Genomic DNA, 19,784 nt, shown 5'->3' with positions numbered 1-19,784 from the left:
CTTCCTTAACAAATCATCCATTACCGGTTTTATATCTAATTCTTCAAATGTGTCTGTAACCAATGACCAGTATCCCTCTAAATGCTCATTTTTATTAAATGGTGACATTCTAGTTTCATTTTTTCTTTTACAATCTGAAGGTTTTATATTTAATATCCTTTCAATTTTATATACATCAAAATTATTATCAAAAAATATATTCATTTCTATATATATGCCCATTTTTTACGATAATCCTTTCTTTATACACGATATATTACTTAATATAATACAAAAAACATTCTGTTTCTTTCTTAATATACATAATATAATTTAATACTGTAATATTATAAAAGTAGACTGGATAATAATTTCAGCAAAATATACTTCAATAAAAATCCAACTCACTTTTTCCTATTATTTTGTTCTATAAATTGTCTTATCTATTATTGTACCTGCCTTATTTATTATATATATAATTCCCGTATTCTTATCAACAGCTAAATCATATCTTGCTATAGCTGCTTTTTTGCCTAAATATTCTCTCTTTATAGCGTGAGCGTCTAATTTCAATGTTTTTTTGATATATTTATCACTTAATTTAACCAGACTACAATTTTTATTATGCACTAAAAAATTGTTTTTTCCAACATAATATGTATGAAAATCTCTCACTTCAAAATTATATACCTTAACCGGTTTTTCTAGCTTTCTATACTGTACTTTTTCAACCAGTATTTTCTTTCCGTCAAAAGTATGTAAAACATCTCCGTTTTTTACCTTAACAGCAGCTACCCAACCTCTTCCATCAATATATATAGGATGATACGGAGTCGTTATAATTTCTTCTCCTTTTAATTTTAAACAGACGACTTCTTGTGTCTGATTTTCATAAATTTGAATAATTTCCTTTAACTCTTGTTCCCCTGTATTTATATCTTCTGCATAGACATAATCTCCCTCTCTTAATTTTTCTATTGGAACTAGACCTTCTTCCGTTAATATTAATGTACCCGAAACAAAACATAATGCTTTCCCTGCAGCTGCTCCATAACTTATATTTTTCTTAATGAGTTGAATACCATATTTAGAAAGTTGTGCCACATAAGGACCTAAAAATGCTCCTAATACGACACCTCCAACAGCAGATGCAGCTATCAATGCTGTCTTTTTTGTGCCATGTAATTTAAGTTTTTTTGCCAAAAACTTTCCTAATGCTACACCTGATAAACCTCCTATTGCTCCCCCAACAATATGTGCAACTGCATATCCATCTTTATCAATATAAATTATAGGATTATTTTCGCAATATGCGAATAAATTATAGGATAATTCTGTTTTATTTTCTCCTAGATAATCTACGCTGTCGGCATTGATGAATCTCTTTACTCCTGGATCATAATATCTGCTACGAAGATAATACATTCCAAGTTCTGAATCGTAATAATATCCTCGGTATAATAATGGATTTACTGCACCAATCCCACTGTCTGTACCAGTGCTTGCAATCACATTTCCCCATGCATCATAAGTATATTCTGCTTTTGTCGTTCCATTTTCATCAACAATCCGGATAACGTCACCTTGCTGATTTAAAACATAATAATATGTAGTATTATTATACTTCACTGCATAAGGTTTGTCATTATTATCATAAGAAAATGTCAGGGTATTATTTCCCCATTTTTCCTGATAGATCAGTCCATCCAGCGTAACATATTCATGCTTTACACCATTTATAGTTTTACTGTCTCTAATACCGTCTACATCATATGTAAATGTTATATTTTTTCCATCAGCAGATGCCGAAGAAAGTTCTCTTCCCTTCTCCCATGTGAATTTCCATGCTGTTCCATTATTATAAGCCAATGGATTACCTGCACCATCATAAGTTATTTCTTTTCCATCATAGGCAGTGAGCAGATCGTTCCATGAAGCATCTCCATATGTATATTTTTTTGTAGCAGTAGCAGTTGTTCCTGTTAGAGTGTAGGTCTTTGCATCTTGAATATTTCCAACAGTGTCATAGGTATATTCATAGCGTTTATTCTGCTGTGGAAGTTTCTCCATCAGAAGCTGACCTTGTGCATCATAAGAATATTGAGCCAGTATATTTCCTTTTGTATCACTTACTTTTACTATTCTTCCAAGAGTATCATATTCATATTTTAAAGAAAAGTCGCTAAAACTATTATTTATCTTTCCATAGGAAATCTGCTGAATACGTCCCGTTGCATTATCCTTTGCATTGTCTGTATCAATGCTCTCATAAGAATAATCCAATTTATATACATTATTTTTCTCAGAAAGTTTCTGTCCTAAACTATCATAAATAAAAGACTGTTTATTTCCCAGTATATTTTTTTCTGTCAAAACATTAGAAGTCTGACTGTCTTTTGTAATAGAGGTATCGTAGCTTTTTCCATCGAAAGATATTTTATTACCTGATGTCAATCCATCTGTACTTTCCCAGCTTTGTGAATAAATCTCTGTAACTCCGGCTTTCTTTTTTACATACTCTATGGCATCCCTATTTTTGTCATATTTGTAAGTATATGTATAATCATTTGGTACATCGGTAACAGTTTCTATATTTCCATCTGTCGTATATGTATATTTGTAGGTTACGGTTCCATCATATGAAATACTTGCCAATTGCCCTAATGTATCATATTTATAAGTTTCTTTAACTCCATTTCCATATGTTAATTGAGTAAGAGAACCATTTTTTCCGGCATATTCATATCCCGCCAACTTATACTTTCCAGCAGATATAGAAGTTACTTGCTTCCATTTGTTATAACCAAATGAATATTCCTGCTGTATTGCTTTATCTTCTCTGTAACCAGACCGTTTTAATGAAGACATGATTCCATTGGAATATGTATAGTTTAAAGATACTAATTCTTCCCCATTTTTATCTTTCAATGCTGCTTTTGAAAGTTGCGAATTACCGGAATTGTAAGTATAACTGGTGGTATTTTTATTACTGTCTACTGTAGTTTTCAGTAAATCCGTTTTATCGTCGTACTGGTACGAAGTAACTGCTCCGGCAGCATCCGTTTCTGAAGATATGTAATTTCCGTCTGCTGTATATTTTATTGACGAGGTAGATTTTGTACCATCTTTTCCTTCGATTATATTCTTCTGCTCTGTTCCTTCATCATCTTCTTTCACAGAAAATTCATTTGCAGAAATACCCTCAAGATTCCCAGACTCATCATATTTAAAATTTGTTTTATTTCCATCTTCATCTGTCACAGAAATGATATTTCCCTTATCATCATAATCATAAACAAATTTACCATCTCCATCAATGGCAGAGATTAAATTTCCTTTACTATCATAATCATATAAGCTTGCTTCTTCTTCTACGAGAGAAATCCCATCAAAATATGCTGTATTCGCATTAAATGTATAATCACAACCTACAATGATAGCACTCAACACTTTACCTGTCTGTGTTGGTGTTACAACTCCACTTATATATTGCCATGTAGACACATCTGCATTAAATGGAATATATTCTGTTTCATAACTTCCATCTGCATACAAAAATTTTGCATGTAAACCAAAAAATCTATTTTCGCCATCTGAATTGTCCTCAGCAATATCTGGAACAGATTCTGCTTTTGCCCAACCAGAAAGCATATAAGATTGTTGTTTTATTTTATGATTTATTCTGACCGTCTGGCTGATATTTCGGTTTTCCTGTAATTTTCCTGTGATTTTTAATGCATTAGAAGCATATAACTTTTCTTCTTGTGCAAAAGAAGTCCCTTCTGTGTTCATATCCCAACGGGCTTGTGTAACTCCGGCTCCATTATTTAATAGGTTATATCCGCTGGCACTATTTACCTTTTCCATTTGCAGGTCATCCACATATGCTACACCTTGTGCATTCTTCAGATTGACAAATCCATATACTTTTCTACTGGAAGTAAATTTTTTAGTAACAGAGATTCGAGTCCATCCATTATCTGTATCTTCTAAAGTCTGATAATCTAAAGAATCTCCCTGTGCTAAAACTTTGCTTCCTGTATGAAATTGTAAAAATACACCTCCATCTTTTCCAAATTTCTTTACATCTGTTGTTTTGACATAAGCGGAGAATGTATAAGTACCTGGTGATAAAGTTCTTCCGGCTGCGTATGCTCTTACATAAGAATTATCTGTACTTTCTCCCGAAAGCGCAATACTTCTGTCTCCATTATGTGCTTGTTTATTTGTGGCTGAAACAGAACCATTTGTAGTAGATCCACTTACATTCCAGCTATTAATATCTATTGAAGTAGCCCCAGCAACTTCAATACCTCCATTTACGATCTCGCTGTATGCTTGTTTGCCTGACGTTGCACTTGCTGTAAGGCTGTTTTTTGCCGATTTACTCTTATATGCCCCTGTATCTACTCCTAAAACATTTCCTTGAACATCTTTTGTACATACATTTACAGTATGTCCCGAATAATCAAAAGTATATGTACTGATTTGGTCATCGCTCGTATCAAAGTTATTATCATTTCCTGCACTGGTATATACTGTATGCTGCAGATCATGACCGTCTACTTTTACATCTGAACCATATTCCTTCGTTTCTCCTGAATTATTAAATTCTCGTATCCTGTTTACAATGATTCTACATCCTAATTTTTCCCAACCATATTCTACTCCATATTTACTTTCATTATCTAAAGCTGATAACAGATAATGTTTATTATCATATGTATAAGATACCGTAGTATTATCTGGGTGCGTTATTTTTACTAATTCTCCACCATCGTAATGATATTTTGTAATACGCCCAGCCTTGTCTGTAATTTTAGTGAGATACCCATTCTCATCATACGATAATGATACCAATTTTCTTGCTTTATTATCTACTTTATTAATCTGTATTATAGAAGTTAATTGATGACTTTTTTGAGTTGGCTTCCACAAATTATCTGAGCCATATTCTTTTCCGCCATAAGCAAAACAAATCTTATTTTCTTTGCTATCTTTTATAGATGTCAGATATCCTTCATTAAAAGTTGTTGTACTATCCCCATCTGTCATGGTATAAACAGAGCCATTTTTTGTAACAGATAATCCTAGATTATCTTCATCCACAAATGTTCCTGCCTTTTCCGCATCTTCATAGAAATAATGTTCCGTTCCATCTCCATCTGTATAAATGTAATATATCGTAGAACCAATTTTCTTCTCTACTATAGTCTGTTGTGCATTTAATTTCCATCCATTTCCTATTTTCATAGAAGAATAATCTTTTGTATATGCACTAACTTCACCGAAATTTCCACCAGCCAATCCAGAATTATAATAGTGTTCTAATGAAAAAGAAATCGCCTCACTGCTATTACTATAATCCATCTTTTCTAACGTAAGCTGAGAAGAATAATCTCCGACATATGCTGTTCCTGCACTATCTATCTCCTGTGACTGAGAAGAATAATATTCTTCTACTCCATAGGAATCTCTGTAATTTATAACAACATATGGCTTATTTGTTGAACGTGTTGCTTTATAAAACCGTACTAATGCACTATATTTAACAGATGAAATGCTTTCTTCATCATCTGGAACTAAAGCAACGGCTGCAAATTTTTCATCATTTCCTTCCTCATATTTCTTTTTTATAACAGAGGTTAAATCCCAACCTACATATTTGCCTGTTGTTTCTTCAGATATTTTTTGAGAATCTAAAACCGTATTTTTATACGTTGGCTGACTATCCCAAGTAACACCATTTGTCCAGTCTAAGCCTGCAGTTACTTCTTTTGCATCCAGATAAAAGAATGGTGTTCTTGTATCCGAATATGGATCATACATTTGTTGATAATAATATAACTTTGCACCAGTGATCACACTTCCTGCTGGAATCTGTGGTAATTTCCTAAATTCTGTGAACATTCTATGTGTCTGTGCATCTGCTGAAGCCCCATGTCCTATATATGCTATGGTATTTCCATATGGATAATATGTACTGGAATCGCCCTCTACAACATAAACATCTCTTATCACAAAATCATTAGAATCTGCCGTTGACTTTTCTAGTGTCGGATCAATTGTCACCGGATAGCTTCTATCCGGATCATTCATCCACTCTTCATCTGGTACTATCTTTAATATATACTGTCCCTCTTGTGTTTCTTCAAGTGACATTTTTACATTTTCTGAATAGTTATCAGCTGAATCTGTCATATATGCTGCAGGAATCACATAAATATTTTTTCCTGTTTTGCTATCATTAAGATAAATCGCACCTTCTTTTCCCTGTTTAGGGACAAGATTACCTAACGATAGTAAAAATCTATATTCATACGTTTCGGAAGGTTCTTCCACGATAATATCTTCTTTTAAGGAACTTCCTATAAGAGAATAATTTAAAGAAACATTTTCTTGAATTCCTTCATATGATAATTGTGTATATACATTTTCTACAGCATAAGAATCTTCTTGTTCCTCTTCATCAACTTCTTCTTGAATAGTTCTTGACTTCTTTGCATTAGATATTCCTTCTATTGTCCCCTTTTTTATTATGGCCGGGACCTGTTCTATTCCTTCATAATTTTCTGAGAAATTTTCTGATTCTTCTGATTTGATTTCTGATTTTTCTTCTGCTGTAGCTGTAATTAAAGATTTTTCTACATTAGCCTCTTTTTCATTTTTTTCTTCTTTTTTATCTGATTTTGAATTTATTGTTTGAAAATCTATGAAATCATCTTCCTCATTCTCTGTTTCTGATATATTTTGAGATTCTATATCTTGTAACGCTGCCTGTTCATCTTCTATATCTTCTAAATTCTGTTTGTCTAATATTTCTTTGGATTCATCTTCTGTAGAAACTTCTTCCTGGTATTCTGTTGTGGCTTCTTCCACTTCTTCTGTAGTTACTTCTTGGGGCTTATCTTCTGTATTTTTTTCTGTATTAGACTCTTCCATTTCTGTACTAGACTCTTCTGCTTCTGTAGCCTGTATCTCTTCTGTATCTTCTAATTCCTCTGTAGATTCATCATCTGGTACATTTTCCTCCTCATCAAATACATTTTCTTCATCTTCACTAGAAATCATTGTAAAATCAACAGAGTATTTATCTTTTTCCAAATGCACAAGCTTATCTTCTCCTGCTATTTCAGAAAATTTGATTTTTGTTTCTCCCTGTTTTGTTTTATATCCTGAAAAATCTCCTTCCTCACCTGTATCTTTACTATACAAAAAGTTGTTATTTATTTCTTTCCATTTTCCCTGCTTATCTTTATAATTAACATCCATTCCATAAGAAACTGCTGAGATACTTCCATCACTCATAAGAAACTTTTTTACTCTTGTAGAACGTTCGTCTTCTAGTTCCTGAAGAATCTCAGGTGTATCATTTTCTTCATTCTCTATTTCATTTAAATTATTGTTTTCTTTTGGAATTTTAGATACTTTTTCCTCACCAGTTTTTATTTTACAGGTTTATCCTGACTACTGACTGCTTTATCAATGCCTTTTAAAGTATTCGCATATGCTTCAGAAGGAATTAATTCAATTGCCAGACATAAACATAAAATTAAACATAATACTCTAGATAATAGTTTTCTTTTTTTCATTAGCTTTCCTCTTATATTTCTTTATTTTTTTCCAACAACACTTGGAGTTGTGCCAGTGGCTTTATCATTTCCTGCTGTAACTGTGTATTTCATACGGTATGTAGCACCAGTTGTACTGTTATAAACTGCCTTAGAATTTACCACTTTAGTATTGCTATATGATTTATTCCAGCTTTTTACCGTATTCCAAGAACTTCCATTTTTCTTTTGAAGACTCATTTTGACGCTTATTGAGATTGATGTTTTCATCAATACATCAACACTACAATTTATTTTTCCCGATACTGCTTGGATATTACCACTTATTTGGCTGATATTTCCATACCGTGGCATAATCTGTTCTACTGCTACATTAGTATGTACATTTTTTTCTGCTGCTATTACCGAAAACGGTATACTAACTAATGAAACAGTACATATCAACAACACCATAATCTTTTTTCTCATAAAAAATCCTCCTTTAATTGTGTCTATATAAGACACAATCGAAGGAGGATAAGTGTGACATTTTATTTTATATTTTTTAATATTTTTATTAATTCTAATTCTTTTTCTGTGCTGGACAGCGTAATAATGCATCCATTGTCTTCATAATAGAACGATGTAATCTCTTTATCTTTAACAACATAAATCTCTTTTCCATTTACTTGAATTTTTCTACTCCCAGTTCCATCATAAGTAACATGAACATCAACATTTTCCTTTAATCCCTGTGTAAAACCGATATAATTATCGTTTTGACCTTCATAATAAGCACTATACGTCGTTATAGGATTTTCTGTTTCATACAGTAAATTGTAACCTGCTGGTATATAAGTCAGATGTAGCTGTCGAAATATTTTTTCGGATTCTGTTTGTTCTTCAGAATTATGTATGTAAATACTATCCTCAAAGAAATGAATGATAAGTGTTCCAACTTTTTCTCTTAAATCATCATTTGCCAAAACAATACCTGCATTCAATATCAAAATAACTGCTGCTACCAGTAAAAAACGTAATCTTCTTTTTTTCTTTGCCTTTCTTTTTTCTTCATAAATCATTTTATTCATTTTTTGGATAAATTCTTTAGAAAATTTATAAGAATAATTTTTCGTCTTTTCTGTTACTTCTTCATAGTCTTGCAGTGCCGCTCTCTGAGCTTCCTGTTCTAATAGTTTTTCAAAATTCATAGGTGTATCCTTTTTTCAACATACCTTTCTTTAACTGTTCTTTCGCACGACTGGATATTTTTCTTACATTTGCAGAATTTGTTTCCAAAATCTCTGCAATCTGACAGCTATTTAATTTATTGTGATATTGAAGATAAATAACTTCTTTATAAGGATATTTCAGTCCTCTGATTAATGAATTTAAGAATTCTTCTGATTCTTTCTTAATTAACTGACTTTCTAGCAGATTATGCCCTTCTACAGACTGTTCAAAAATTGTATCATCTGCAATTAATTCAATTTTCTTACTTCTCTTTATAAAATTGTAACATTTATTCTTTAATATAGTAACAATATAATTCCATGTTCCAGTGAAATCTTCTTCATCAATTCTATCCAGATAATCCGTTAAAGTAAGAAAAGTATCATGAACCATATCTTCTGCATTTAATTTATCCTTTAAAATAACACTTGCTGTATAATGCATTCTATCTTTGTAAGCATCGTAAATTTTAACAAATTTTATTTTCTCCTCCTCTGTATCCAATACCATTAAATAAATAAACATATTCATAATCTCCTAATTATTTTTTATTATTTTATCATAAATATGATTTTTTTATTATGTTTTTTATTAAAAATGATAATTTTTTGTTTTTTCTTCGGTTTTATTAAAGAAAGGTTCTCTTTTTTCTCAAAATGTTTTTCTAAATATCTTACTGCTTTCCTGACCTGTCTGTTTTCTTTATAAAACGGTACTGCATCTAACATCTCCTTACAGATGTGCCCTCCGGCGAGCAGGTCACATTTATCAGAATACATATGCCCTTCTGGAAAATGCAGGTTGATACCGATCGCTTTTATACCGTTTTTTCTGTCTCCTGGTATTTTTTCATAAACAGCGATCGCTTCATCAATGGTTAGACCCTCATGATATTCACCCAATGATGGAAATTCTGAACATTCTGTAACATAAAAATCAACTTCTGGTATTGGTTCAGGTTCCTTATCAAAAATAGATAATCTCTCAAGCTTTTCCATTTGGATCAGCAGGTCTTTTGCCTGTTTTATATCCTCCTGATCTCCTGATATTTCTATAGTTTTTTTAAGATAATCATTCAGATAGCCCGTTTTTTTCTGCAGGATGTCATCTGTGATCGCATCCACTGCTTTCTCCTGCTCCATCGTTTCATCTACATACCAATCTCCCCGTAAACGTCCGAAAGTATCTATCTGTTCTGCAAACTGTTCAATTTCCTTTTCATCCAGATAATACTCTGCCCTTTCCAGATATTCAGGCAAAGTTCCCGATTTCGTTTTTGATATAGGATTAATGTCTATCGGAATCTCTTTAACATATAACATATCTTCTTTCAGATAGTTAAAAAAACTATCTTCGCTGATTGGTCCCTGATAACTAAGGGCAACATCCACATCTGAATCCGGGCGGTATAAGCCTTCTCTGCTTCGTGAACCATACACCCTCGCACCGATCAGCTCTACTTCATTATGCAGACCCAGTTCATCTACTATGATCTGTGCCTGAGATAAGACGGTCTCTTCAATATCCGCTCGGCTCCTTCCTTCCAACGATTTTTCTTTGTAATATACTTCGGAAGTAAGCCGAATATCCCCTCCTTTTAATTGTCTCTTTGACTCCTGTACTGCATAATGTAATAATTCTTTCTCTTCACTTTCTTCGATATTCTGTTCCAGTTGCTCATAACCGATTTCTTCTATAGTTGCAATAGCTATCCCAGCATCATTTAAAATATCTTCTATAGCCTCGGCTAATGACACATCTGGATTATCATAAACTCCTCCATCTAATTCCCGATAATCCTCATTATAAAACGTATAATCATATCCTCCATCCGTTTCATGGATCATAAAATATCCGCTGTCTCCTGATATGACATAGGCTGCTTCTTTTTTTTCATGAAGCGATCTGTTTAGTAAATATTCTCCAATCAATTTCATTGCTTCAGGACTAAAGCCATGCCATAGATCTTCTGCAATAACCTGTCCTTGTTCATTTACGATAATATCTGCAACCTTTTCTCCAAATTCATCATGCCGCATCTGAAAAAATTTTTCATTGTGAAATTCTTGCATTTGTATCGAATGCCATGTCCCGAAGTGTCCCTCGGCTGTAAATCCCTGTGTTGCTTCAGTTATCTGCCCTACTACTCTTAGTGCCGGCTCTTTATAAAAATCTGATAATGGGACAAATCCTATCATATCTACATAAGAAACATTTATTTTTCCATTTTTCTTTAAAACAATAATATCGCTGATGGAAAGGGAATGTCCTGTGAAATCCTGTGGGTGTGCGATATTAAATTTTACATATAGGCTGTCCATGTTTTCATCTGGCTCTAAGATCCCACTATAAACAAGCTGGTAATCTTTCCTTTGCGGCAGCTTTCCCTTTGCCCTGATGGAATCATAGGAAAGGAAGGCATACTCCCTTCCTTCTCCCTTCCAGTCGATCTGATAGATCCCATAAGCATCCCCTTTCCCATGCAGGATCTCTTCTTCACTTAAGTTAATGCCTGTCTGTTCTTTTTTTCTCATGGTCGTTCTCTCCTTTTCTTCCTTACCTGACGTAATCGCTGCATCATTGCTGGAGTAAGGCTGGCAGATGCATAGGTTTTCATCTCCTGTACACTATCTCCCTCTTCCAGACATTGGATCAGGAATTCTTTTTGTGCATCATTAAAAGTATCTTCTGCCAGATAAGTCTCTATAAATTCATTATTGTTATCTTGGGTCCCTCTCTTCTTGTTTTCTTTACAGAAAAAATGCCAGCGTTTCTTTTTTCTCTCTCTATTGTTTACCGTATCTTCCTCTATAAAGGCGGCTTCTTTTTTCTCCTCTTCTTTAACCGCAGTTTTCTTCTCCTCTAATTTCAAAAGAAGATCTTTTTTCTCATTCTCCCATACTGCCTTGTTTTGTTCTATCTCACTTAACAGGCTCTGTATCTTATCTTCCCGGTCTTTTAGCAGCTCTGCTTTGGAAGCTAAGGTACTCTGATATGATTCTTTTTGCTGCACAAGAGCTTCTTCCTGAATCTTTAATGTCTGCTTTAATGTTGTATTTATTGTATCCCTTAATTCTTCTGTTTCCTTAAATACTCTGCCCGCTTTTTCATGTAACTTAGAGATCTGCTGTGTCACCTGTGCATCTGGCACAAATAATCTTTCAAGATAACCCGTCCGTTCTTCTCTGATACGTTTGATCTTATCTTTCCAGTTCTGTACAGGGACACTGTCTATTCTCCGCACTTCTTCTATCGGCATTCCGTCTAAAAAACAGAAGCAGTAATATTCACAAAACACTTCATCTTCTATTTCATCTAAGAAAGCTATCACCTCCGCACTGCATCCGGCTTCCTGCAGTATCTTTTTTTGAAATTCTATAACAATATGTTTTTCTTCTTTTGATCCCATTTATTTTTTCACCTCCTGTGCTGAATTTCAGTACGTCCTTTTTTCTTTGTAATCTTTTCTTCTTTATTCAGGCTTTTTTCTTCTTCGATCATCCGGTTTACAATCCGTTTCTCATGCCGCACTTCACGCAGCATCGCATTGATCTGCCTTTTTTTCTTCTCTGCACTGAGCATCCCTTCCGGCATCTCTTTTAAAAAATCATTTAGTTCTTCCTGATATATTTCAAATCGGTCATCCCAATCGGGAGTATCGGCTAATCGTTTTTTTAATACTTGGTACTGCTGGAATATTTTTTTATCTTCGACGGAAAAAAGAGTCTTTCGCTGATCGAAAAGCTCTGCTTCTTTCTTTATCAATATCTTTTGTTTTTCCAGCAGATCTTTTTCTGTTTTAATCTCATGCTCTAAGATATATTTACACTCTTCATAGAGTTGATCAATATGGACCGCATTTCTCCTCACTTCTTTCCATGCTACTGCATAAGGATTTTTTTCTTCAAGATAATGTCCTGTCTGATAAAAGTTTTTAATTTTTTTCATCTGAAATACTGTGAGCGTTGTTTTGGTATACTGGAAGATCTCTCTTTCATAAACTTTTGACAGTTCATGGGACAGGATCTTTTCTACCCCCTGTTCCTGTCCTTTATTTTTTATCCTTTCCTTGATCTCCTCTGCCCGGTATCCTGGCCCAAGCCGGGAATCTCTCCTTCCCCGTTCAAAACCAGGCGGGATATATGTCACATATTTTTTCTGACGGATCTTATAGCCAAGCCCTTCCATTTGCCTTATGAAATCATCCCAATCTTTTGATGAAGCAATCACAAAATCTATGTCTGCCTTGATAATTTTTTCGGATGATGGCCTGCCTTCTTTCTCCGCATAATGTGCGGCATAAGATTTTCCTATCTTATTGTTCTTGTCATAAACCAAAGGCGGCAGACCGTATTTTTCACAGATGCGGTCTGTGAGAGGCTGAATATATTTTTCCCAGTCTTTCTTTTCATAACGGTATTTATATCCACTCATCCGGTTCACAGAATTAAAGACAATATGGCCGTGCATATGTTTCTGATCCGTATGGATAGAAAAAACATAGTCATAATCTTCTCCCAGATATTCTTCACAAAAATCATTTATCACCGCATAGGCTTCTTCTTTTGTAGCTTCCCCTGGCGGAAAAGAGATCACAAAATGGTATCCCTGTCTTCCTCCTTCCTTTTCCCATTCCTGTTTTGTATCGATCATTACCTGATACACTTCCTGCGGAGTCGTCCCCGCATTTCCCCCGACCATCCCTTCTGTTTTATCTGGGTTCATGATGTAAGAAATACAATTTTTTAAATGTGCAGCCCCGCCTCCCTTTGGCATTCCAATATTTGATAGCTTAGTGATTGCCATAATCTTCTACCTTCTCATTAAGCGTTTTCATCTCATGCTTTACCTGCTCTAATGCTTTTTCAAGATTATAAATATCAATCTGATTGCCATAACCAGCATTAATTTTTGCAACGACCTGATTGATATTGACTCCTATTTTACGCACTTGGTAGGAAAGATTCTTTAACTCTTTTTCCAATCGGACAGGACGATCTTCCTGCAAAAAAATACACTTCCGTATATATGCAGAAGTGTTTGCTTTGTCTCCCTTTTTAGTTTTTGTCTCAAGGTCGTTTCCAGCCTTAGATAGAAGTAACTGATATTCTTTTTCGCTCAGCCGGATGTCGATTCTTCTTTTTCTTATCTTTCCTCACCTTCCTGTCTTTCTTTTTGGGTCACTCTTTCCTCCTCCTGATCGGACATATACATATCCAGAACAACTTTTAGATCTTCTATTTTTTTAGGATCCATTGGCCCAAGATATTCCGTAACAATATCTGCAAGCTGTTTATTTTCTTCATTTTCTTTTTGTTCTCTGACTTTTCTCAGTTTTTCTCCCACTTCTTTTTTTCTTTCTGCAATCCTGTTTTCTTTTTCCGTTAATTTTTGAAGTTCGTCCTCCAATTTTTCAATCTGTTTCTTCCAATCCATCTCATCAATCTCCTTCTTTATTTTCATTCTCAAGGTCATATATTTTGAGTTGTAAATTTTCTATCTCTGCCTGCAGTGCTTTCCTTTTTAATAATTCATACTGCGATACCACTGCGATCTCATTTGGATATTCATAACGGCAGAGTGTATATTTTTCTTCTTCATCATCTCCTCTTGGTCTTGGATATTTTTGATACATCTTATACCATTCTTCAAGAAAATCATTGATGATACTATCGCTGTCAAATCTTAAATAGTATCCGTCCTCTTTCTTAACCGGGTGCAATCCATGAAAATCTTCCATATCAAATAATGCGTAAAACATTTCCTGATAGGAAAGCATATCCGCATGAACCAAAGCACCTTCACCAACTCCTAAAGCATTACACATAGCCTTCAAGATTTTTTCTCTTGGGATTTTTTTATTTTTTTCATACTGTGCAATCCTTACATCTGCGGAAGAAAGAGAAAAACCGCACATCACACCTAATTCTTTTTGTGTATACCTACGCAGCATTCGGATTTTTTTAATCTTTTGCCCCAGAGAACCGGGTGACTCCCAATTTCCTTTTTTATATTCCATGATTTGCTTTATCCAATCCATCCTATCCATCCCTTAGAATCTATGTTAGTATTTCAGGAAATCTGGTTTTCCATAAAGTTCTTTTTTCTCTGCATCACTTGAAAAAGAACTATATTTTTTACCTGCATCTTCCTCAAGCTTTTTTTCGATTCGATCCAGTTTATCCTGTATATCCTCTAATTTATCCATCACATTTTCTGTTTCTTCTTTTTTAAAAAAATTCCGTACAGCTTCTGTGATATATACATTTTCTGTAGGATACATTTCTTTATCTCTGTGATTTATCCTCTCCAGAACATCGTCTGGAAGACGGAAATGTTTCTGCCTTGCCATTTATTCCTCCATAATTTTTTATGTTATCTATAAGCGATCTTATGATTTATATGTACCATTTTGGGTATTATCCATATACCAATTCTGGTATTCATACCAAAAATGGTACGAATAAGCCGATAGGCTTATTGCAAGATACGCATTTTGTGTGTACAAAATACTACCTTGTTAGGGGAAAGCCCCTAATACCCCTTTCAGACAATCACTCCCAATTAACACACATATGACAGGACTGCAAATAAAACTTTATTTCCTTTTTGCAGACCTGCCATATCTTATCACCCAGTATCTCTTTTTTAATCACACTTATTTAAACGCAAATGTATAAATTCCATTTTCAAAAGTAATACTGATATTTTTTCCATCGCTTCTTTTTGTACTGAAATCCAGTACAGCTTTATAATCTTTTTCTCCTGTACTTTCAACGGATACCGCATAAAAATTTCTCCGTTCTTCACCTTCCTTCTCCAAAAATTTTAGTAATTCCTGTGACAATTCTTTTTCATCGGCTACCGCACCTAATGAATCATCCTGATCTACGATATTGGGTTCTCCAAGATTGATTGGTTCAATCCCAATTTCGTTATACTCTTCTTCATCATCTTGCATCGTATTTTTTTCCTGTGACATTCCTCCATAGATTTCAATGTTTTTGATCTGTTTTTTATATGGAGAAAATGAAAATATCTTTTTCTTTTTGTCATACGAGACAAGGACGATAGAATGGTCTTCATCATCTAACTGGAGATAAAATGTCGCTGTCCCTGTATTGCTTGATACATCATCATCAAACTTTGCAAGGGCATTGATTCATTGCACGTTTTTATAATTTTTTTCAACATACTCTGCTGCCTGTTCTTCAAAATCTGTTTCATTCTCAGAATTTATATAATAGATATATTCCAGATTTGTGAAATGATATTGTTCCCTTTTTTCTTTTTCCGTCTGTTCTGCAGCATCTTCTGTCTTTTGTTCTTCCGTTGTATTTTCCCTGCTGTTTTGATTTTTTTGGGGAGCGAAAAAACATAAAGCGGAAACAAGTAAAGCAAAAACCAGAAAGACAGCCAGTAGAAATATCACTATTTTTTTCTTCATCCTGCTCCTTTCCTGTACCGAATTTCGGCACATTTTAATTATTATTTCAAATGATTTTTTCCAAGATTAATTGCTTTAACAACCCGGCTTTTTGCCCATTCTGGATGAAATTTCGTGACGGTTTTTCCTGTGTGATACCACATAGATTTATTTACAACAAACTCAACAACACTGTGTCCATTATCATGTCCCCATTTGTTGCAGCCTGCATCAGACATATTTTTTTCATCGCCCATAACACCATGTATGACTCTGCCATTTGCCAGAACAAAATCTATCTCATCTCCGATTTTTCCGAAGGTTGGAGTGCAGGCTATCACATATCTGTCCCCTATCTTTCCGAAACCGTTCGCATCGTAATGCTCACCTGTTTTCACACGCAACTTGTACTGGTTACTGCCTGTTGCGGTGATGAGGGACCAGCCCATGTAAGTGAAACTGTCTCCATACGGTGATGGGATATTGATTGTTTTTCCTGAACCATATCCGTCTTGGTCTTTTACCCGGAGGATCACTGTGATGACCGCCCAGTTAATTTCTCCTTTACGGACAGATTTTACAAAAACACTTCCCGGCTTTTTGTCTTTTGTCTGGTCACGTCCAAAATCATACCAGTATGTTTTACCGTTCTCATCTTTTCCGGCATAGATGTTCGTATGCCCTTTGAAAAGGCAAATATCCCCCGGCTTTAAGTCGAGGTCTTTTGATTTTTTCCCGCCAGTCTTTATGATGTCAAATCCTTTTTCAATCTGTTTCCTTACGGTTCCATTGCAGCTTAACTCTCCAGACTTGTTTCCGAAAAATATCTGTCCTTTTTTCAGCAGACCAATTTCCTGAAGCACAAGACAGACACCGTGGGCACAGTTTGTCCTCTTAGCAGACTGTTCTGCTGCCGCAAGTGAACCTTTCAGGTCAGTATTGGAATACACCCATTTTTCCTCCACCATCATTTTACCAAGCTCCTGTGCTTTTGATAAGATCTCTGATGCTGTCGAGGAAGTGAGTCCTTCGTCTGGATAATCCGGAGTACCGTATCCCATGATGCCTTTATAAGTAAGCTCATAATGTCCACGCATGACCTGACTATTTTTGTTGCCCTCTATTGTATGTACGATTCCATTTTCGACATATTCAACGATACCAACGTGATGGGATTCTCCCACCCCGCCTTTATCAAAATAGATAATATCTCCTGCCTGTGGGGTATAACTTCCAGCCTTTTTATACTGCTGCTTATGGATAAACCATTGCCGTCCTGTCTCACAGGCGGCTGTCTTTGGTATGATATTGCTCTCGATAAAACCACATTCATTTGCACACCACGAAACAAACGCATGGCACCAGGACATTCCGTCCGTGCCTGTATACACTCCATACTTTGTATGGTTGCCTGACCCTTCGTGATAACCTATTTCCTGTACAGCAACCGCAACAATACTTGCCCCGGAACCCGATGCATAATCTGTATTATCTACTGCGGCTGCAAAACCTGATAGCAACGTGATGATGATTCCAAGGAAAGATACGATCACAATGATCGGTATTAACAGGATCAACAAAACAAAAAAGATCGTCACGGCAATCTGTACCGCAAAATACATCACTGTAACTACAACAGAGGCAAGCATAGCTGCGGCTGCCACGCCAGGGCTTCCTGCACCTGTTTTATTTTCTTCGATGAGCTGGGACAACTTCGTCTGCGTCTTTATCCTCTGGCTTTCGATTGCTGTATTTTTCTGCTGCAGCATTTCTTTGAAATTTTCTGCCGTTTTTTTTGCGACCAGTGCAGCCAGCCCAGCACCCGTAGATGCGGCTGCGGTATCTGCTGTTTTTGCTGCAGCACTTCCTGTAGCTTTTGTTGTTTCTGCTGAAGCAGAAGACGCAATATCTGCTGTCTTTTCTCCTCCGGCAACCGTACTCTGGGAACGGATAGCCGCCCGGCTGTCTCCCGACTTAGATGCGATCTCTCCATTTCCGTCATGGCTGCCGATCTCTTTTTTATCCACAGGTTCTTTCCAAGTATTGGATTTATATTTTCTTTCCTTTAAAAAGATCTCTGCCGCCTGCTGTTCTTTTTCCTGAACGGAACTCTGTTCTGTTTTTGCAATCCCGTTCCTTTTTTTCTGCCGTTTTAACTGCCGTTCTGCCTGCCTGATATAACGCTGCTTTGCAGTATAAGACAGCCTTTTCCATTCCTTTTTTTCTTTCTTAGACAGATAATTTGCTGGGTCTACACTCGCATTTCCCTCTTCCTGTTCCTGTTCTTCTTTTGCATTAAGCGGGTCTGCATTTTTAACCTTTTGTATAGCACTTTTGGAAGAAGCATAAGCACTATCCATTCTTTTGAAACTGGCATCCTTCGCTTTTTTTACTGCCATGATGATCAGCCTGCTTTCTGATAACGGATATTACCGGCTTCTTCTGTTTTTACAAGATAACCTTGCTGACACAGCCAGTTTAATTGTTTTTCAGCTTCTTCCTGTGTGATCTCTAATACAGATAAGAGGTCACGGACGGTAACCGGGGCAAGTTCCGCCATCTGCAGGATGATCTCCTCAATACGGTCATTGCTTTCCTGCTGTTCCTGTCTCTGCCTTTGTTTTCTTTTCTCTGCTTCTTTTGCTTTCTCATGAAAGTTTGTGTTGATAAGAGGATACAGTTCATTTTCTTTTGAGATCTTCGCATCGAAAAGGACAACCTTTTTCCCCCATACCATGACTCCTCTTCCTACTTCTTCAGAACTTAATGCATTAAATTCTGTCTGGGATAATTCCTGGATCTGGGCAAGGGCATTCGCATCGGCTCCTCCCTGGTCTAAAAAGCATTTATAGTTACAGTTACTGAACAATTCTTTTAACATCTTGTTTTCTAAGGCAGCAGTGATATTCTGCATTGCCATCGTACAGATACCGCCATACTTTCTAAATGTGGCAACAGCCGTATTGAGCTGTTCTGCAGAAGTACCTTTTCGGCTGACAACCTGCGTTTCGTCCACGATAAAGTGGGTTGCCCTCTGTGCCTCTTGATTGTATTCCATTCGTGTAGAGGTATAATGCATAACCGTTACCATAACTGGCTCCCAGTTATCCGGCGGTACGTTTTTTAATCCGAATCCAATCATACGGTTATCTAAACGTACTGTGGATGGATAAGCGAGCATATCACAACTTCCGTCCGTGTATTCTTCAAGAGAGTTATAGATTGGCTTTATGATAGATCTATCATAATCATCTTTTGCATTTTCCAATTCCAGTTTTATCTCTTCCCTCAACATCCGTAAGGTTGCCTGCTTCTTTAATTTTTTCTGTGCAAAGATTTTATCAAACATCTTTCTTGTCGCCCTGCTGACTACCGTAGCGTGTTCCTGCGTGAACAGGATATTTGTCATGATGGCCGCAACAAGACTTTTGGCGTACTTTGTCTGTGTAGCGATAAATTTTTCTTTCGTGTCTTTGTCCGCATAAAATACTGCATCAGATACTTCAAAACCATTGATATATATCTTTGATTTTGGAGTCAGATCAAAATAGGAACCGCCGTATTTTTCTACAATTTCCTTAAATTCATTCTGAGGG

Annotated in this window: 17 protein-coding genes; all 17 read right to left on the bottom strand. The window is 35.6% G+C overall.

The features are described from left to right. Window positions 1-204: DUF4279 domain-containing protein (locus tag EUBHAL_RS04380; protein ID WP_044921966.1), on the bottom strand; the 204-nt coding region annotated here is incomplete at its 3' end. A 192-nt stretch (window positions 205-396) separates the two neighbouring features. Continuing rightward, window positions 397-7,287: a polymorphic toxin-type HINT domain-containing protein gene (locus EUBHAL_RS04375; protein WP_005345357.1), complete on the bottom strand. Its 6,891-nt coding sequence runs from the start codon at window positions 7,285-7,287 to the stop codon at window positions 397-399. Window positions 7,288-7,424: 137 nt separating this feature from the next. Next, window positions 7,425-7,571, bottom strand: a complete 147-nt coding sequence (locus EUBHAL_RS15865) for a hypothetical protein (protein ID WP_005345356.1) — start codon at window positions 7,569-7,571, stop codon at window positions 7,425-7,427. A 21-nt stretch (window positions 7,572-7,592) separates the two neighbouring features. Beyond that, window positions 7,593-8,018: a hypothetical protein gene (locus EUBHAL_RS04370; RefSeq protein ID WP_044921956.1), complete on the bottom strand. Its 426-nt coding sequence runs from the start codon at window positions 8,016-8,018 to the stop codon at window positions 7,593-7,595. A 62-nt stretch (window positions 8,019-8,080) separates the two neighbouring features. Beyond that, window positions 8,081-8,740 (bottom strand): DUF4367 domain-containing protein, encoded by a 660-nt coding sequence (locus EUBHAL_RS04365; RefSeq protein ID WP_005345354.1) that lies wholly within the window; start codon window positions 8,738-8,740, stop codon window positions 8,081-8,083. Continuing rightward, entirely contained in the window at window positions 8,730-9,287 is a 558-nt protein-coding gene (locus EUBHAL_RS04360) for an RNA polymerase sigma factor (protein WP_044921953.1), read from the bottom strand. The genes EUBHAL_RS04365 and EUBHAL_RS04360 overlap by 11 nt, the downstream gene beginning before the upstream one ends. Before the next feature lie 26 nt (window positions 9,288-9,313). Continuing rightward, window positions 9,314-11,296, bottom strand: coding sequence for an LPD16 domain-containing protein (locus tag EUBHAL_RS04355; RefSeq protein ID WP_005345352.1), 1,983 nt, complete (start codon window positions 11,294-11,296; stop codon window positions 9,314-9,316). Beyond that, window positions 11,293-12,171 (bottom strand): hypothetical protein, encoded by an 879-nt coding sequence (locus EUBHAL_RS04350; protein WP_005345351.1) that lies wholly within the window; start codon window positions 12,169-12,171, stop codon window positions 11,293-11,295. Before EUBHAL_RS04350 ends, EUBHAL_RS04355 begins: the two co-directional genes overlap by 4 nt. 8 nt (window positions 12,172-12,179) lie before the next feature. Further along, window positions 12,180-13,568 carry a relaxase/mobilization nuclease domain-containing protein gene (locus tag EUBHAL_RS14685; RefSeq protein WP_005345350.1) on the bottom strand — a complete coding sequence of 463 codons (1,389 nt, stop codon included), beginning with the start codon at window positions 13,566-13,568 and terminating at the stop codon, window positions 12,180-12,182. Then, window positions 13,555-13,890, bottom strand: coding sequence for a plasmid mobilization protein (locus EUBHAL_RS15860; RefSeq protein WP_278183906.1), 336 nt, complete (start codon window positions 13,888-13,890; stop codon window positions 13,555-13,557). The genes EUBHAL_RS14685 and EUBHAL_RS15860 overlap by 14 nt, the downstream gene beginning before the upstream one ends. A gap of 17 nt (window positions 13,891-13,907) precedes the next feature. Beyond that, a complete protein-coding gene (locus EUBHAL_RS04335; RefSeq protein ID WP_005345347.1) occupies window positions 13,908-14,225 on the bottom strand; it encodes a hypothetical protein in 318 nt (105 codons plus the stop codon). Continuing rightward, on the bottom strand, window positions 14,203-14,802 hold the full coding sequence (locus EUBHAL_RS14680) for a helix-turn-helix domain-containing protein (RefSeq protein ID WP_049940625.1): 600 nt from the start codon (window positions 14,800-14,802) through the stop codon (window positions 14,203-14,205). Before EUBHAL_RS14680 ends, EUBHAL_RS04335 begins: the two co-directional genes overlap by 23 nt. Window positions 14,803-14,826: 24 nt before the next feature. Then, on the bottom strand, window positions 14,827-15,114 hold the full coding sequence (locus EUBHAL_RS04325) for a hypothetical protein (protein WP_005345345.1): 288 nt from the start codon (window positions 15,112-15,114) through the stop codon (window positions 14,827-14,829). Window positions 15,115-15,420: 306 nt separating this feature from the next. Continuing rightward, window positions 15,421-15,744 carry a hypothetical protein gene (locus EUBHAL_RS04320; RefSeq protein WP_005345344.1) on the bottom strand — a complete coding sequence of 108 codons (324 nt, stop codon included), beginning with the start codon at window positions 15,742-15,744 and terminating at the stop codon, window positions 15,421-15,423. A gap of 180 nt (window positions 15,745-15,924) precedes the next feature. Then, window positions 15,925-16,209 (bottom strand): hypothetical protein, encoded by a 285-nt coding sequence (locus tag EUBHAL_RS04315; protein ID WP_005345343.1) that lies wholly within the window; start codon window positions 16,207-16,209, stop codon window positions 15,925-15,927. 41 nt (window positions 16,210-16,250) lie between these two features. Further along, window positions 16,251-18,587, bottom strand: a complete 2,337-nt coding sequence (locus tag EUBHAL_RS04310) for a CHAP domain-containing protein (RefSeq protein WP_005345341.1) — start codon at window positions 18,585-18,587, stop codon at window positions 16,251-16,253. A 5-nt stretch (window positions 18,588-18,592) separates the two neighbouring features. Continuing rightward, the coding region (locus tag EUBHAL_RS15855) for a hypothetical protein (protein ID WP_005345339.1) at window positions 18,593-19,784 on the bottom strand (1,192 nt) is incomplete at its 5' end.

The organism is Anaerobutyricum hallii DSM 3353, from assembly GCF_000173975.1.
GTDB classification, from domain to species: domain Bacteria; phylum Bacillota; class Clostridia; order Lachnospirales; family Lachnospiraceae; genus Anaerobutyricum; species Anaerobutyricum hallii.
The sequence above is the reverse complement of the archived record's forward strand: the minus strand, read 5'-3'. Positions and strand labels throughout refer to the sequence as shown.

What these genes read in the sequence shown, in the direction of transcription:
- EUBHAL_RS04360 (WP_044921953.1), bottom strand. Translation starts at nt 9,287, where the DNA reads ATGTTTATTTATTTAATGGTATTGGATACAGAGGAGGAGAAAATAAAA.
- EUBHAL_RS04325 (WP_005345345.1), bottom strand. Translation starts at nt 15,114, where the DNA reads ATGGCAAGGCAGAAACATTTCCGTCTTCCAGACGATGTTCTGGAGAGG.
- EUBHAL_RS14680 (WP_049940625.1), bottom strand. Translation starts at nt 14,802, where the DNA reads ATGGATTGGATAAAGCAAATCATGGAATATAAAAAAGGAAATTGGGAG.
- EUBHAL_RS04370 (WP_044921956.1), bottom strand. Translation starts at nt 8,018, where the DNA reads ATGAGAAAAAAGATTATGGTGTTGTTGATATGTACTGTTTCATTAGTT.
- EUBHAL_RS04310 (WP_005345341.1), bottom strand. Translation starts at nt 18,587, where the DNA reads ATGGCAGTAAAAAAAGCGAAGGATGCCAGTTTCAAAAGAATGGATAGT.
- EUBHAL_RS04365 (WP_005345354.1), bottom strand. Translation starts at nt 8,740, where the DNA reads ATGAATTTTGAAAAACTATTAGAACAGGAAGCTCAGAGAGCGGCACTG.
- EUBHAL_RS04375 (WP_005345357.1), bottom strand. Translation starts at nt 7,287, where the DNA reads ATGAGTGATGGAAGTATCTCAGCAGTTTCTTATGGAATGGATGTTAAT.
- EUBHAL_RS04350 (WP_005345351.1), bottom strand. Translation starts at nt 12,171, where the DNA reads ATGGGATCAAAAGAAGAAAAACATATTGTTATAGAATTTCAAAAAAAG.
- EUBHAL_RS14685 (WP_005345350.1), bottom strand. Translation starts at nt 13,568, where the DNA reads ATGGCAATCACTAAGCTATCAAATATTGGAATGCCAAAGGGAGGCGGG.
- EUBHAL_RS04315 (WP_005345343.1), bottom strand. Translation starts at nt 16,209, where the DNA reads ATGAAGAAAAAAATAGTGATATTTCTACTGGCTGTCTTTCTGGTTTTT.
- EUBHAL_RS04320 (WP_005345344.1), bottom strand. Translation starts at nt 15,744, where the DNA reads ATGTCACAGGAAAAAAATACGATGCAAGATGATGAAGAAGAGTATAAC.
- EUBHAL_RS15865 (WP_005345356.1), bottom strand. Translation starts at nt 7,571, where the DNA reads ATGAAAAAAAGAAAACTATTATCTAGAGTATTATGTTTAATTTTATGT.
- EUBHAL_RS04355 (WP_005345352.1), bottom strand. Translation starts at nt 11,296, where the DNA reads ATGAGAAAAAAAGAACAGACAGGCATTAACTTAAGTGAAGAAGAGATC.
- EUBHAL_RS04335 (WP_005345347.1), bottom strand. Translation starts at nt 14,225, where the DNA reads ATGAAAATAAAGAAGGAGATTGATGAGATGGATTGGAAGAAACAGATT.